We start from the raw sequence: 14,093 nt of genomic DNA, 5'->3' as shown, positions 1-14,093 counted from the left end.
CAATATGGGTTTGGTTGGGGTGGGGGATTTTCGGGTTGGCGAGTATCAGGTGTGAAATGCTGAGGCGTATTACTGTGCTTTTAGGCGACAACATGCGCTTTATCACGCTTGCAATAGCCCGGCAGCGCTCACCTTCTGGCAGATATTCAACCCCGGCGCATCCAAGGGTGACGTTGAGAAGCAAGGCGCTTTGACGCGTGATGAGATTATCGGCCTGAAGGCGCAGCTAGCGGGTCTGACAGCGCTGCTTGGTGGCAAAGACCCACAACAGGCCGCCAGCTTTGCCAAAGCAGCAACGGCACTTGCCGATTCGGAAGACGCCGATGATGTCGGGCTTGCGAAGAAGATCGTCACCGGCCCCGCACAGAATGCACCCGAGCGCGTCGAGGATGCCGCTGACGAACTTATGGCAGAAGTTCATTCGGGCAAGAAACGCAATGCAGAACGCGCCCGCCAGGCGGCAAGACTCTACGCACCAGTAGCGCCCTCAAAGGCCAAGGCCGCTTATGAGGAAGCCGTCGATCTCGACCCCGAGGACGTCTGGTCATGGATCGAGCTGGGCCGTTTGCACGCGGTGTATAACAACCTTGCCGATGCGCGCCGCTGCTTTGAGATAGCACTGCAACACGTTGCCGATGATCGTGATCGCGGCGTGCTGCATGATGCGTTTGGCAGTATCTTGATCAAGGAAGGCAATCTCGGTGAAGCCATTACCGAGTTTGAAGCTGCAAATACTATTATGCAGCATCGATCTGATCATGACCCGGAAAACAGGGAAAAACTACGCGATCTATCGGTCATCTATAACAAGCTCGGCGATGTCGAGGTCGCTGCGGGCAAACATAACTGGTCATGCCATCCTTTATATGATAATGCTTCTTAATAGCATTTAAGTCGCAGATGAAGAATGGATGATGAAAGGAACAGGCATGATGGCGGATAATCCCAATCTCGTTCTCGATCGCGGCGGTGCGTCGCTCGACCATATCGCGCTGGGCGTGCCCGATACCCGCAAAGGCGCGCGCCATATTGCCGAGCTGACCGGTGTCGAACCGCGGATCGGTCCGCAACCCGGCCCGGAGCAATTTTACTGGAGCGCGGCGATCAGGCTGGGTGCCGGGCGTTTCCTCGAGATACTTGGCCCTAACCCGGACTGGACCGGCTTCCATCCGATGATCGAAACGGTGAAGCAGTTCACCCAGCCGCAGCCGCTTTTCTGGTATGTCGCCACCAATGATATAAACGCCTTTGGCGATGCCGCCGCCGCGCAACGCGCGCCGCTGGAAATGATGCAGAGCTTCGAACATACCCGCGACACAGAGACTGTCAGTTATACCAACGCAGTTATCGGGCCCGGCTTCAGAAGCACCCGCCCCTGTGTCATCCAGTGGCATACGCGATCCAAATGGATGGAAGGCGATGCCGAGCTCGGCCTGAAAAGCCTGCAACTCTCCAGCCCCATTGCTGACACGCTCAATCCGCTGTTTGCCGATCTCGGCATCGTCGAGAGGGTCAGCGAGGGGCCGGAGATGATGATGCTGGCGCTCGACACGCTCAAGGGCGAGGTGGTGCTGTCCGCACCCGGTGTGGTGGTGGAGCATATTCCCGACATGCAGGATGCCGGCGCTGCACAACCGGCAGGTTGAGGGCGGTGTATCCGCGACCGGTTGAACCCGATCCGGCTGACACCGGGCGAGGAAGCGACGGTCCGGGGGTGTATGACCCTGCCCGTACGCCACCCTTTCTGCGCTGCACCATCGCTTTGTCCGAAACTGAACCACTTCGATGATGTCATGGACAGCCCTTACAAATCTTCGTAACGCGCTGTAATCTTGGATCAGCCAAGGAGGATTTCGGGACAATGGCCGCTAGCTATAATCTGACAGCCCTGCTGGCGCTGGCCTTTGGCGGCTATTCGCTTGCCGCCGGTATCGGTCTGTGGCGCCATCCGCGCTGGGGCCTGGGCATGGTCGATGAATGCGAACGCTCGGCGGCGTTGCGTTTTCTCACCGGCTTTGTGGTGTTCATCCTCGGCACCGCCATCGTGCTGGCCCACCCCATGGGCAGCGACTGGCTGTCGATCCTGATCACCGTGATCGGCTGGATCGCGCTGGCCGAGGGCATGATCATGCTCGCCTTTCCCGGCTTTATCTGGCCCATCGCCAAGATGCTCTTCGCCTCGAGCAACACCGTTTATGCGCTGGTGTGCATCGCCATCGGCCTGTTCTTCATCATCGTCGCGCTGATGCGGCTCAACGCCTGATCGCGCGCGTTCACTTTCTGCAGTTTACGAGTCCATATAGGCCGTAACGGTGCCGATCACACTGGACGTGATGCCCGATTGCGCGTAAACTCACGGCTATCCCCGGGGAGCCAGCATGTCATCTGACTTTGGGCTGAGAGGGACAGGTTGCGCTGTCCGACCCGTCGAACCTGAACCGATTAGCATCGGCGGAGGGAGTGGGCGGCTCAACCGACTTGCGCCCGCGCTCCGCCATAAGGAGAGCGAATATGGCCGATATCCCCGCCCGCACCGAAGTCAACGTCACCACCGGACCGATCCGTGGCAGCCGCAAAATCCATGTTTCCTCGCGCGGTGACCATGGTGTCCCCGTGGCGATGCGCGAGATTGATCTGGAGCCCTCCAGCGGTGAGCCGCCGGTGCGCGTTTATGACACGTCAGGCCCCTATACCGACCCCGATGCGCATATCGATATCATGGCCGGTCTGCCCGCCTTGCGCCGCGACTGGATTATGGGCCGCGACGATGTTGAGGAATATGATGCCCGCGAGGTAAAGCCCGAAGATAATGGCCAGCTCGGCCCCGATCGCTCCGGCGGCGTGCGCCCCTTCCCCAATGTCGTCCAACGTCCCTTGCGCGCCAAATCCGGCAGCAACGTCACCCAGATGCACTATGCCCGCAAAGGCATCATCACGCCGGAAATGGAATATGTCGCCGAGCGCGAGAATCTTGGCCGCGCGCAAATGCGCGACCATGTCCGCGATGGCGAGGATTGGGGCGCCGCCATCCCCGATTTCGTCACGCCGGAATTTGTCCGCGATGAGGTCGCCAAGGGCCGCGCCATCATCCCCAATAATATCAACCACCCGGAATCCGAGCCGATGGCGATTGGCCGCAACTTCCTGGTCAAGATCAACGCCAATATCGGCAACAGCGCGGTCGCCAGCGACGTCGCGTCCGAGGTCGACAAGCTGGTCTGGGCGATCCGCTGGGGCGCGGACACGGTGATGGACCTCTCCACCGGGCGCAATATCCATGACACCCGCGAGTGGATCATCCGCAACTCGCCCGTGCCCATCGGCACCGTACCGATCTATCAGGCGCTGGAAAAGGTCGGCGGCGTTGCCGAAGACCTGAGCTGGGAGATTTTCCGCGACACCCTCATCGAACAGGCCGAACAGGGCGTCGACTATTTCACCATCCATGCCGGCGTGCGGCTTCCTTACGTTCCGCTGGCGGCGAAGCGCGTCACCGGCATTGTCAGCCGCGGCGGATCGATCATGGCGAAATGGTGCCTGGCGCATCACAAGGAAAGCTTCCTCTACGAACATTTCGACGAGATCAGCGAAATCTGCGCCGCCTATGACATCGCCTATTCGCTCGGCGACGGCCTGCGCCCCGGCAGCATCGCCGATGCCAATGACGAGGCGCAATTTGCCGAGCTCTACACGCTGGGCGAGCTGACCCACCGCGCCTGGAAACAGGATGTGCAGGTGATGATCGAGGGGCCCGGCCATGTGCCGATGCACAAGATCAAGGAGAATATGGAGAAGCAGCTGGAAGCCTGTGGCGAGGCGCCCTTCTATACGCTTGGCCCCCTCACCACCGATATTGCGCCCGGCTATGACCATATCACCTCGGCCATCGGCGCGGCGCAGATCGGCTGGTACGGCACCGCGATGCTCTGCTATGTCACGCCCAAAGAGCATCTCGGTCTGCCCGACCGCGACGATGTGAAAGTCGGCGTCGTCACCTATAAATTGGCCGCCCATGCCGCCGACCTCGCCAAGGGCCACCCGGCGGCCAAAGTCCGCGACGATGCGCTGAGTAAGGCGCGCTTCGAATTCCGCTGGCGCGACCAGTTCAACCTGTCGCTCGACCCGGATACGGCGGAGGATTATCACGACCAGACGCTGCCGGCAGAGGGCGCGAAGACAGCGCACTTCTGCAGCATGTGCGGGCCGAAATTCTGCTCGATGAAGATCAGCCAGGAAGTGCGCGAATTTGCGGCGAACAATCCCAATGCCGAATTGGGCAGCATTCCAACGAGTGCGGAAGAGGCACAAAAGGGTATGGAGGAGATGGCCGAGAAATATCGCGACGAAGGCGATCTCTACATAAAATTGAAGGAGTAGCACCCACCCCGTTCGTGCTGAGCTTGTGGCGGTTCGCGCCGTCTTCGACTCCGAAGGTCTGTTCTCCTCTTCACTAAAGGACAGGGCTTCGACAGGTTCAGCCCGAACGGATTAGAAAGTGGCCTGAAGGCGAAGCCGAATGAGGTGCGGGTCGGTGGCCGGGATGACCCGCCTGCCGGCCTGTAGCGGGATTAGGGTGCAGAGGAAACGAGCAAGGCGTATAGCGAGAAGGATGAGAAATGGGGTTTAACTCGAGCATGAGTATATTCGCACATTGTTTTGCGATTTCTTAGCGATTTCTATTCGCTCTTGTACGATCGGCGATTTCGTCCTGAGCAGCGATTACAGAGCGGTGAAGCTCTCGCATAAACTCCTCGAATAGGTTTTGACCACGCGATTTAATCAAAGGCAGAATATAGGGATTCATGACCGTGGCCCGAAGGACAAATATTCCGCTCTTCTTGTAATCTGACTGATAGTTTTTAAAGCCACTCCTCTCGAAGAAGCTTCTCAGGGCATCTGCTGGATAATGTTTTATATTGAAGGTAGTCTTGGAAAGAAAGAATGGCTGAGAATAGCTATATTCTCTCTGCCCAAGCTCCGAGCTGATGGAAAATTTTCTATAGACAATTTCGTTTAGCTCATTGAACGCGCCGATTGAGTGATTACCATATCCCTTAACCCCGAAAACTACTAGATTCGTATCCGGCGGCTGTGGTGAAAACAGGACAGTTTCATATCGTTTTTGATCAGACGTCACGTCGTTGATCGAATTCCAGTTCTTGATCCATTCATAAAGATGCCGCGTAGCAATCACCGAAGAGCGAATTACCTCACCATGGTTTTCTTGATCCAAGGGCATTGCCTTGGTTTGAAGATGAAGCGAGCACGCGGCGGAACTAGGACGTGATCCTTCGAGAGTGTAGCTTGCAAAAGCTTCAGTGCTGATCCTCGGTCGATCCATTGCGCTGGTCGGCTCAGAAGCCGTCCGGATCGGTTTATGAACGAGAGAATGCTGCCTTTCCGATGTAATATATGGTGCCTCTTGCCTTATGAAGTGTCTCACGCGGTCGTTTCTGAATGCGATAGCTCCACAAGGATAGGGGGTATATCCCATTTTGTGCGGGTCAATCGTAACCGAATCTGCGCATTTCATAAGGAAAATGGACTTGCCTACATCTGAGTCTGCCGGCCATTGCACCGGCTTCGATACTCTGAAAGTGTCGAATTCGACCAATATTTCATCAGAACAAAATGATTGAACATCCGCCACCCTGTCGTGGACTGAAATCTTAAACAAGCTTGACGATCTACACTCTCTAAATTCCCTAAGGTATTCATGCAGAGAGTTTAGGAAAAACTTATAATTTTCTTTCTGATCTGCATGACTAAACCATCCATCTATAGTATCATCACTTACTCTGGCGATTTTCCTGGCAGCTTTTGAACGTGATTTCTCTTTTAATCGATTAAGTTCACTAAAAAGGAATTTCAAATATTCTCTAGTATCAACTGCCGGATTCAAATCAGTTTGAAACGCATAAGGCGGCTTTGAGAACACATCATCGTGGAGGGCTTTTACGCGCTGAGAGAAGAGTTGCTTCGAAACCAGTGTTTCAGGATACAGCTTCTTGCCGTTGAAAAGAGAGCGGAAATATCCCCCCCAGGCTGCATCGACATGCAGCCAAAAACTGTTGGTAATCCGGTCGTTCCCGCGCTCGAGTTTCGAACGCAGAGTGAGAATTTCGTCGAGCGAGTCAACCGCCCCCTCTTCAGTGGTGCCGGCAATTGCAATTACGCCAAGCACAGCCCTCTTTTCTTTTAGCGCCTTAACTATTTTGCTCTCAAGCTTCTTTGTATCAATACGAAACCTTGAATCGAGATCGACCAGTTCAACGCATTCTCGACCAAGGCCCAAAATATCAGCGGCTTTCGCGATACTGTAGTGAGCAGCACCTGAAACAAAGATAACTGGTGGAAAGTCATTCATCTGCTTCGCGAACCCGCGTGATGGGCTGTATTTGCTTGCCCTGATCAAGTCCCAGGCTTTGTCGGAAGACGCTTCAATTTGTAGTGAGAATTTGCGGCTAACCGCCTCAACAAATCTGGCTAGCAGATAAATGCTTTCATTCGGGCGGATCGCCAAGACCTGATGCCTTGTAAGAGAGCGGAGTTCCCGGCGATTGCCATTCGGCAGTTTTACATCCAGTGATATATTGTTGGATTTACAGGCATCATGGACAGCAAGAGGAAAATACTTCACGATCCTCGCTACCCAAAGAGCTTCAATGTTTGCTATCGTACCCCCGGACGTCAAGTGGCACCAACCAAACTCTCCTTCCAATTTTTCTCGATAGTCTTTGAACTCACTGGCATGCTTGGGAGGATTTGGAGGGACCCCAAAACCCACCATGCTTAGAAGTTCGTTACAACAATCCAGTTCGAGGTCGACTGTTACGACGCCGGATTCAGGTGTTACATTATTGGCGTTGTAGAGAGTACCCGCAAGAAGGCCGGCCAAGGATGCCATTGTTGTGTCTGAATGCTGATGGCCAATATAGCGAGGGCTATATATGGGAAAGCTTCTGCGCAGGTTGGCAATCAGTTCCTGGGTTCTTTTTAAGAGCTCGTCACTTTCAGGATAAAGATCTCGTTTGTCAGCTGGGCTGATAAGTTGTTCGTCATCTGAAAAGTAGTTTTTTCGCCAATGGTTATGATCAGAGACTATCGAATCAATTAGGCTCTTGAGTTGTTGCCCATTTTCGGATTTTGGTCCCAGAAACTGCGCCAAATATCTGAATTCTTTTTCCATTTCTAAGGCCCAATTTCTGCGTATGCTCTGATGCTCCGCAGCCCCTGTTTTGTTATTGACACGAAATTATTCTACCAGAATACACAGTCAAGTTTTCATTTGGATACTTACCAATTTATTCATTCACCTTCCATTAGATGCTGTTTCCTACTCTTTCAAAATATGGCCTAAAATGGCGGATGAACGACACATCTTCACCCTCACCCGATGTTTTCCCTCTGACCCCACCGCCGCTGATATGGCGCAGCCCGCCTCTTGATCCTCTAGGCGCATTTTGACGGTGCGCAGCGGCGGCAAAGCCTGTGCCGGTTTTTGTCGGGTCCTTCCATCGCGCGGCACCGCAATGTGCCTACCAACAATGCGCAACAGGGAGGATTCACCATGCACCTATTCCGTTCCATCACCGCCACAGCCGCCGCTCTGGTGGTCGGCCTGAGCGCAGCGCCCGCGCTGGCCCAGGCCAATTATGATCTGCTGACCGCGCGCATCGCCTATGAGAAGGGCAAGTTCAGCGGCATCCGGGCGCAGACGACCGAGGAATATCTGATGTGCGCCGCTTATTGGGGCGCTGTCGCGACCGCGGCGAAGAAAGGCTATATCTCAGAGGCGGAGCTGGACGAGCTGGGCCCGGCCTTCACCAATGGCCTGCCAGAGACGCGCAGTCAGCTGTTTATTGCCAGGGGGCGCAGCGCCAAAAATGCCGAGGACGTCTATACCGGCTTTCACAACACCGCGTCGGAGCTTTATGTGGCGTTTATCAAGGGCGAACAGAAGGGCACGAAGAGACTCTTCGAGACTTTGGGCACCTGCCGTGGCAAAGACAGCTGATGCGCGCTACACCATGCCTGCGCGAACAGGGAAAAGGAGCGCAGGGTGAAAGTGAAACATATGATACATGGCGCGGCCATGGTGTCTTTGCTGGCGGCGGTGCCGGCACAGGCACAATATCCGGTCTATATCGATGCCATCGCCGCGGTGCTGGCCAATAGCGGACCGAATACCTGCATCACCGGCACCGCGCCGCCGGAAAAGGAGATTGACGAGGCGCGACTGCCGGCACCGCAGGTAATGCAGCGTTATTTTGATGCCGCGCTAAATGGCGGGCGCAAGAGCGCGGCCTTTCGGGACTCGCGCAAAACCGAATGGATAGCCGCTGGTGTCACCGTGCTGTCTGCCGATATCGACGGTGCCAGCGACCCGATCGCCATAACAGGGCATCGGCTGGAGCCGCAGCCGCTGCGTTTCTTCCGCGCCGGTGATTACCGCACTGCGCTGGGCCAATGGGCGGTTGTCAATGATGCGGGAGATATTGTCGGCGTCTATGATGGCCTGTTCCAGCGGCAACAGGGTAAGTGGAAGCTACAGAAGCTGACGGTCTATGGTGCCGATGATGTGGTGGCACCGGCAATGCAATATTGCGCGGAGCCCGGTGATGTGACCGCGCACAGACTATCGGTGTCGCAGCAGCAGCTTGAGGCGCAGAAAAAGCGCGTGGCCAAGGCAGAGGCGAGCCTGGCAAAGGCCGAGATCAAATTGGCAGCGAGCGAGGTGAAGCTCGAGGAACGGCCACAGAGCACACGGCGCAAGACTGCGGTGGAGACCGCCCAGCAGCGGCTGGAAAGCCGACAGGATAAGCTGGAAAAGCGCAGGGAAGAGCTGACCGATCTGCGCGAGTTCCACACCAAGGCCCAGCGTGACGTTGATGAGATTGCCGCGATAACGGTGGCCCCGGCAGAGACCCGGCAGTTCACCAGTTTCGAAACAACCACGCAAAAGGAACTGGCCGAAGAGAAGGCGGCGGCGGGAGACAGATAGGCAGTGTGGTTGATGGCATGCAATTGCGAAAAACGTGGCTAGGGATAGGGGGAAGATGGCCGGATGTATCGCAACGGCGCGGATTTCCATGTAAAATTGACAGGAGCATATGGCCAGGACCATTGCGTCTGAAGCGTTGCTCCCGTCAATCTTTACCAAATGAGCAGATTATCTGGCTCGTCAATGGCTGATCGAGGTCAGGACCAGCCATTGAGATGGAGTCGGAAACCGCCTGTATTGTCACTGTAGTTATCGTCATTGACACCAAAGACGACCTGTGACCGCCCGGCGCCACGCGCCCAGCCGGACATGTGGCAATTTGTGAAAGCATTGCCTCCGACAATCAGGCATGTGGCATGTGGCGGCGAACCCGGGAACGCGAAACCGCGACCTGCTCTGCCGCCTCGCGGACATGGCGTAGTATACCACGGCCAACCTCTACCAGCGCGCCAGCCAAGATTGGAAATGGAGAAATTGAAGTAGTTTGCAACAAGAGGCCTGCCGTTAATGGCCAGCCGCCAAATGTTGTTGGCCGGCAAATCCCAGTAGATACCCCGAAAAGGGCCACCGACAATGCGCCTTTCCTCGACTGCAGCTTCGATCATTTCTACCTTGCTATCCTCAGGCTGCGATAGCGACAGCTCTTCATCGGTATCGATGTGACTGGCTGCATTCTCGAGCAAAAGCTCTTGAGAATCTTGCGTAACTTTGAAACTTTCAAGTAAGTCTTCCATTGTTTCACTCCTTCTTGAAAGTCACAGCACTAAACATGAAACGCCTCGCTACGCGTGACAGCTGTCACGCCTGTCCCCGCTGTTGACTGCAGGCCTACCTGTCCGGTTTCAGCAATAGTGCCGGAGCGGCCTGGCCGGGAATATGGAGGCGACATGGTCATGCTGTGATGTTGGCGTCACGTCCCGCATCGGCCCCGGCTAATGCCAGGCCGATAGCGAGAAAGCGCAATGTGAAACGTGGGGAAACGCCTATTCCTGCCAAAAAACGGCAATTCGGCGCTTTTAAACCGGCAACAAGGAAGAGGGGCTGGCAGAAGAAGGAACCGTCACGCGACGGATAAACAGGCGCTACTGGGCGATAATCGGGCGCAGTTATAAAGGCGCGGGGGCGCGCATAGCGCTCCCCCGCATGCAATGCGCCTTGTTATTGCGCGATTGTCACTTCGACGCGACGCGCTTCTGCAATGGTCATGTTGGAGATTGTGGTGTTATCGGGTCGCACCAGAGCGGTCCGGCCGGCATCAACACCCTGCGCCACCAGAGCCGCCTGGACATTTTCCGCACGGTTCTTTGACAGCTCGGCATTGAATTCGGCATTGCCGCTCGGATCGTTAAACCCGGATATCGCGACGCTGGCGTCCGGATTGGCCTCGAGATAAGTCACCATGTCAGCCGCGGCCGCATCGAATTCGGGGCTGATTCCAGCAGACCCCGTGTCGAAATAGACAGTGAGCATGGGCGCGCCGTCGACTTCGGCCGCAGCCACGCCTGCGCCTGCCGGTGCTGCTGGAGCCGCAGCGGGCGCAGCCTCAACCGCAGCGGCGGCGGGCGCCGCCGCTTCCTCCGACTCGGCCAGGTAAGTAAGCCATGAAGCAGCAGCCATGCCGAAGAACAGCAAGCCGGCCATGCCTGCACCAGCGAGGAAGAGAGTCCCGAAAATTCCGTCATCGGCATAGGCCGGGCGACGGGCACCGGCATCACGGAAGCGGTTGGTGACTGCACCGGCGACCGACGCCGCAGCGGCGCCCGCGGCACCGGCGGCGGCATAGCCGAAGGCACCGAATTTCTCGAAATGCTTGGTGAGAAGATAATAGGCAGTCACCCGGTTCTTGTGCTCGTCTTCCTCCATCTGCTTGCCGACCTCGGCAATTCCGGCATCGAGCTTGGCATCGGATTCGGTCAGGCCCAGCATGCCTTTCAGGAAATTCTCGCGCACATCGGCTGTTGCTTCGGGATCGGAAAAGGAGAGCTGCGCACCTTCGGGGGTTCGCAACGCCAGACCGCAATGGCGGGCAATCGCCGCTACCACCCCGGGATACGGGTTTTGATCATATCTGCGGACATCCGCCAGCCACTTGAATACCATCGCCATTCTCCACTTCTGTCGGCTGCACTGTTGTGCTTGCCGAGTCTGGTGCGTTTGTCAGCCTTTCCCATGCTTCACCCGGAGGACGCACGCTCTGCGCCATAAATGTATCTAAGATAGGAAAAATGTCGACTCTATATTGCAAAATACAGCGAAATTTTTTGGCGCGGCCAAATGGCTGCCGTTGTGCGCCTGTCCTTGCCAAGATAGACTGGGCCCAAGCCAAGAGGAGGGAAAACATATGCGACAACTGACTTGCTGTATCGCCGGCATGGCGCTGATGACCGGAGCGGGCGCAGCACAGGCGCAGGACATTGCTGCGGAAGCTGTAGGAGCAGCAGAAGCAGCCGCAGAAGCCGCTCTCGCGGATGAAGAGGCAGAGTCCGGCAATATCGAACCGAAAATCTCGCTCATGCCTGAAAACCCGCGCGCCCGCGCATTTCAGGAGCAGTTCGGCTATGCCGATGCGGTGATCCATGACGAGAAGGTCTATCTCTCCGGCGTCATCGTGGTGCATGGCAACGACCCGGAGGCAGCCTATGTCGCGGTGTTCGAGAAGCTGGGAGAGACGCTCGAGCGCGCCGGATCGGGCTGGGAACATGTGCTCGACATCACCAGCTTCCATGTCGATGTCGATGACAGCCTGCCGATCATGGCTGAGGTCAAGAATCGCTATGTCAAGGCACCCTTCCCGGCCTGGACGGTGATCGATATCGACCGGCTCTACGTTCCCGAAGGCGCAGTCGAGATAAAAATCATCGCCGCCGCGCCCGACGATTGAGGCGAAGGGAAGCCATAGCGGCGGCCCTCACGCCGCTCACCGGCTGCATCGCCACCCCGCTGCCGCTGCCTGCCAGCGCGCTGGCGACCGTCCTGCCCTAATGCTGTATCTGGCGCTTACAGGCAGCTCTGATTCGGACTATCCGGCAGCCCTAGTGGCGTTGGCGTTTCCTTCACTCATCGGTGGCGATCTCGTGACGCAAAGATCTCGTGACGCAAAGGTGCGGCAGCCGTAGAGGTGAAGCGATGCATTGATGAATTTTACGCAAAAAGTAATGATATAATAAATAAATACTATATAATTCCAATCTCGCTCAGTTCATTTTGCTTCACCAAAAATCTCTTTCATTGATCGCTAAATTAAGTAATAATCATAGCCCAATCGGGAATGTACGATGGCAAATAACAGCGAGAAAAATCCTCCGGACAATCAAGACCGGCTTTCTCTTGAAGATGCGCTGAGTGAAATTCGCCACTCACTGCTTGAAGCCAGCGAAACGGCTAGAAAGGATGGCCGGGGAGCCGTCTTGCATTTGGACAGCGCAGAATTGGAAGTGAAATTCACGGCAGGCCGCGTCGCAAAAGCCGGCGGCAAATTCGCTGCAAAATTCTGGGTAATTGATGCGGGAGTCGAGGGCGGTGGCGAAGTAGCAAGCGAATTGATCCATACCCTGCGACTGAAATTTGTCCCTGCCTATAAAAATACTCCCGCCCCAGCTGGTACTATCATTCTAGACAGGCCTACCAAATCCACCGAAGAAAGAATATCGGGGCACAGCCAAGATACGAAGCCTTATATTTTACCATCCGACGGAGCCGGTGATATCTGGCGCCAAGGAACAACATTCTACCACGATACCAAATCACCATCTTCAATTGTTAACTCACCAGGTCGATTTGATACCACGTTCGATATAACCGGCAATAAGGGTAAGAAAAGCGGCTAAGTGCATCTGCTGATTACGCAACAGCGAACAATATGGGACCTTTCGACCCCGAGTCTCACGCCCGCATCTCAAATCCGGCAAACTCAAACCCCGGCGAGACGATGCAGCTGACCAGCGTGTATCCCGCACCACCTTCCACCGGCAGCGGTTCGGCTGCCTGCCAGTGATGCGCGGGGATACGGATTTGCGGTTGCTGGCCGGCGGCAAGCTCGGTGCCAAGCACGGGATGTCGCGGCGCATCGCCCCATCCAGGCTTGTGCGAAAGGGTCAACGGATCGCCAGCATGCCAGAGCCAGAGCTCATGCGCATCGACACGGTGCCAGGCGGAGCGCTGGCCGGTTTCGAGCAGAAAATAGATCGCCGTGGCACTGGCGCGACCACCGGTATAGGCAGTGTTTTCGCCCAGTTTGACATCACTGCGCCATAGCTCACGATACCAGCCACCCTCGGGATGTGGTGCCAGATCTAGCGCGGTGATGATCTCTTTGGCGGTCATTCGCGCATGCCCTTGCCGGCATCGCCCTTCAGTCCCTCGCCGCGCCGTCCGCTCATCCCTTCATAAAAGGCAAAGGCGGGGGCCATATCGGCATCATAATCGCCGGTCGGGTGGATCACTGGGCCCAGGCCGGCACGTCGGCTCCTATAGTCCATAAAGCCACAGACAATCGGCACCTTGGCTGCCATGGCGATATGGTAGAAGCCGGTGCGCCAGCGAGTGGCGGCGCTGCGCGTGCCTTCGGGCGCGATAGTCAGGATAAAGTCATCACGCGCGGCGAATTCCTCGGCCATTTGCTGCACCATATCCTTGGCCGCATCGCGATCGACCGGCACCCCGCCAACCTGACGCATGAACGTGCCCATCGGCCATTTGAACAGCGAGGCCTTGGCCATGAACCGGGTGCGCAGCCCCATTTCGCGGGTCAGGCCGACATAGTTGGGGAAATCCCAGTTGCTGGTATGCGGCACCGCGATGATGATGAATTTGCGGAATTCCGGCGCCTCTCCCACCGGTGTGAATTTGTGACGGCGATAGATGAACACCAGCAGACGGAACACCATACGTGCCAGCCAGCCCATGGGTGGCTCGCCGGGTACGGTGAAGTCAGAAGTTTTGTGCGACACCTGGGTTCAAGCTCAGCACTGGCACAGGCCATAATGACAGGCATCGATAGGCTTGCACGTCAGGGCCGTAATGACGTTGACCGCGCCGCACAGGCAGTGACCACTAATCGCTTCTGCTGCTGGCTGCTCCGTCATCGCCT

The 14,093-nt window shown here is 56.3% G+C and carries 13 protein-coding genes and 1 riboswitch; of the genes, 8 read left to right on the top strand and 5 right to left on the bottom strand.

The genetic code is table 11. The annotated features are described in order from the left end of the window. Positions 1 to 190 precede the first annotated feature (190 nt). From AAFX04_01080 to thiC, 4 genes are all read left to right on the top strand, one after another. On the top strand, positions 191 to 883 hold the full coding sequence (locus AAFX04_01080; protein MEO1044013.1) for a hypothetical protein: 693 nt from the start codon (positions 191 to 193) through the stop codon (positions 881 to 883). A 28-nt stretch (positions 884 to 911) separates the two neighbouring features. Further along, a complete protein-coding gene (locus AAFX04_01075) occupies positions 912 to 1,646 on the top strand; it encodes a VOC family protein (protein ID MEO1044012.1) in 735 nt (244 codons plus the stop codon). A 215-nt stretch (positions 1,647 to 1,861) separates the two neighbouring features. Next, a complete protein-coding gene (locus AAFX04_01070; GenBank protein ID MEO1044011.1) occupies positions 1,862 to 2,263 on the top strand; it encodes a hypothetical protein in 402 nt (133 codons plus the stop codon). Between the two features lie 93 nt (positions 2,264 to 2,356). Further along, a riboswitch (TPP riboswitch) is annotated at positions 2,357 to 2,477 on the top strand. Positions 2,478 to 2,511: 34 nt separating this feature from the next. After that, complete coding sequence (gene thiC, locus AAFX04_01065) at positions 2,512 to 4,377, top strand: phosphomethylpyrimidine synthase ThiC (GenBank protein MEO1044010.1); 1,866 nt, start codon at positions 2,512 to 2,514, stop codon at positions 4,375 to 4,377. Between the two features lie 289 nt (positions 4,378 to 4,666). Here thiC and AAFX04_01060 read toward each other — a convergent pair whose 3' ends face one another. Continuing rightward, on the bottom strand, positions 4,667 to 7,189 hold the full coding sequence (locus AAFX04_01060) for a pyridoxal-dependent decarboxylase (GenBank protein MEO1044009.1): 2,523 nt from the start codon (positions 7,187 to 7,189) through the stop codon (positions 4,667 to 4,669). A gap of 381 nt (positions 7,190 to 7,570) precedes the next feature. Between AAFX04_01060 and AAFX04_01055 the strand changes: the two genes are divergently transcribed. Beyond that, on the top strand, positions 7,571 to 8,017 hold the full coding sequence (locus tag AAFX04_01055) for a hypothetical protein (GenBank protein MEO1044008.1): 447 nt from the start codon (positions 7,571 to 7,573) through the stop codon (positions 8,015 to 8,017). A 51-nt stretch (positions 8,018 to 8,068) separates the two neighbouring features. Next, complete coding sequence (locus tag AAFX04_01050) at positions 8,069 to 9,004, top strand: hypothetical protein (protein ID MEO1044007.1); 936 nt, start codon at positions 8,069 to 8,071, stop codon at positions 9,002 to 9,004. Between the two features lie 197 nt (positions 9,005 to 9,201). Here the strand turns inward: AAFX04_01050 and AAFX04_01045 are convergent, their stop codons facing one another. Beyond that, positions 9,202 to 9,738: a hypothetical protein gene (locus AAFX04_01045; protein ID MEO1044006.1), complete on the bottom strand. Its 537-nt coding sequence runs from the start codon at positions 9,736 to 9,738 to the stop codon at positions 9,202 to 9,204. A 424-nt stretch (positions 9,739 to 10,162) separates the two neighbouring features. Further along, a complete protein-coding gene (locus AAFX04_01040; protein ID MEO1044005.1) occupies positions 10,163 to 11,110 on the bottom strand; it encodes a DUF2853 family protein in 948 nt (315 codons plus the stop codon). A gap of 235 nt (positions 11,111 to 11,345) precedes the next feature. Here AAFX04_01040 and AAFX04_01035 point away from each other — a divergent pair, with 235 nt between their 5' ends. Further along, the gene (locus tag AAFX04_01035; GenBank protein ID MEO1044004.1) at positions 11,346 to 11,885 is read left to right on the top strand and encodes a Rid family hydrolase; all 540 of its coding nucleotides are present in this window, start codon (positions 11,346 to 11,348) and stop codon (positions 11,883 to 11,885) included. Positions 11,886 to 12,279: 394 nt separating this feature from the next. Further along, positions 12,280 to 12,831, top strand: coding sequence for a trypco2 family protein (locus AAFX04_01030; GenBank protein ID MEO1044003.1), 552 nt, complete (start codon positions 12,280 to 12,282; stop codon positions 12,829 to 12,831). A 55-nt stretch (positions 12,832 to 12,886) separates the two neighbouring features. Here the strand turns inward: AAFX04_01030 and AAFX04_01025 are convergent, their stop codons facing one another. Together AAFX04_01025 and AAFX04_01020 are read right to left on the bottom strand one after the other, a co-directional pair. Then, positions 12,887 to 13,327 carry a cupin domain-containing protein gene (locus AAFX04_01025; GenBank protein ID MEO1044002.1) on the bottom strand — a complete coding sequence of 147 codons (441 nt, stop codon included), beginning with the start codon at positions 13,325 to 13,327 and terminating at the stop codon, positions 12,887 to 12,889. Beyond that, positions 13,324 to 13,953: a 1-acyl-sn-glycerol-3-phosphate acyltransferase gene (locus AAFX04_01020; GenBank protein ID MEO1044001.1), complete on the bottom strand. Its 630-nt coding sequence runs from the start codon at positions 13,951 to 13,953 to the stop codon at positions 13,324 to 13,326. The genes AAFX04_01025 and AAFX04_01020 overlap by 4 nt, the downstream gene beginning before the upstream one ends. Positions 13,954 to 14,093: the final 140 nt, after the last annotated feature.

This window comes from Pseudomonadota bacterium (assembly GCA_039818985.1).
Taxonomy (GTDB): domain Bacteria; phylum Pseudomonadota; class Alphaproteobacteria; order Sphingomonadales; family Sphingomonadaceae; genus Alterisphingorhabdus.
This window is presented reverse-complemented; position numbering and strand designations above follow the sequence as displayed.

Coding starts and splice junctions, on each gene's coding strand:
- AAFX04_01060 (MEO1044009.1), bottom strand. CDS start 7,189: ATGGAAAAAGAATTCAGATATTTGGCGCAGTTTCTGGGACCAAAATCC.
- AAFX04_01040 (MEO1044005.1), bottom strand. CDS start 11,110: ATGGCGATGGTATTCAAGTGGCTGGCGGATGTCCGCAGATATGATCAA.
- AAFX04_01035 (MEO1044004.1), top strand. CDS start 11,346: ATGCGACAACTGACTTGCTGTATCGCCGGCATGGCGCTGATGACCGGA.
- AAFX04_01025 (MEO1044002.1), bottom strand. CDS start 13,327: ATGACCGCCAAAGAGATCATCACCGCGCTAGATCTGGCACCACATCCC.
- AAFX04_01055 (MEO1044008.1), top strand. CDS start 7,571: ATGCACCTATTCCGTTCCATCACCGCCACAGCCGCCGCTCTGGTGGTC.
- thiC (MEO1044010.1), top strand. CDS start 2,512: ATGGCCGATATCCCCGCCCGCACCGAAGTCAACGTCACCACCGGACCG.
- AAFX04_01030 (MEO1044003.1), top strand. CDS start 12,280: ATGGCAAATAACAGCGAGAAAAATCCTCCGGACAATCAAGACCGGCTT.
- AAFX04_01075 (MEO1044012.1), top strand. CDS start 912: ATGATGAAAGGAACAGGCATGATGGCGGATAATCCCAATCTCGTTCTC.
- AAFX04_01045 (MEO1044006.1), bottom strand. CDS start 9,738: ATGGAAGACTTACTTGAAAGTTTCAAAGTTACGCAAGATTCTCAAGAG.
- AAFX04_01070 (MEO1044011.1), top strand. CDS start 1,862: ATGGCCGCTAGCTATAATCTGACAGCCCTGCTGGCGCTGGCCTTTGGC.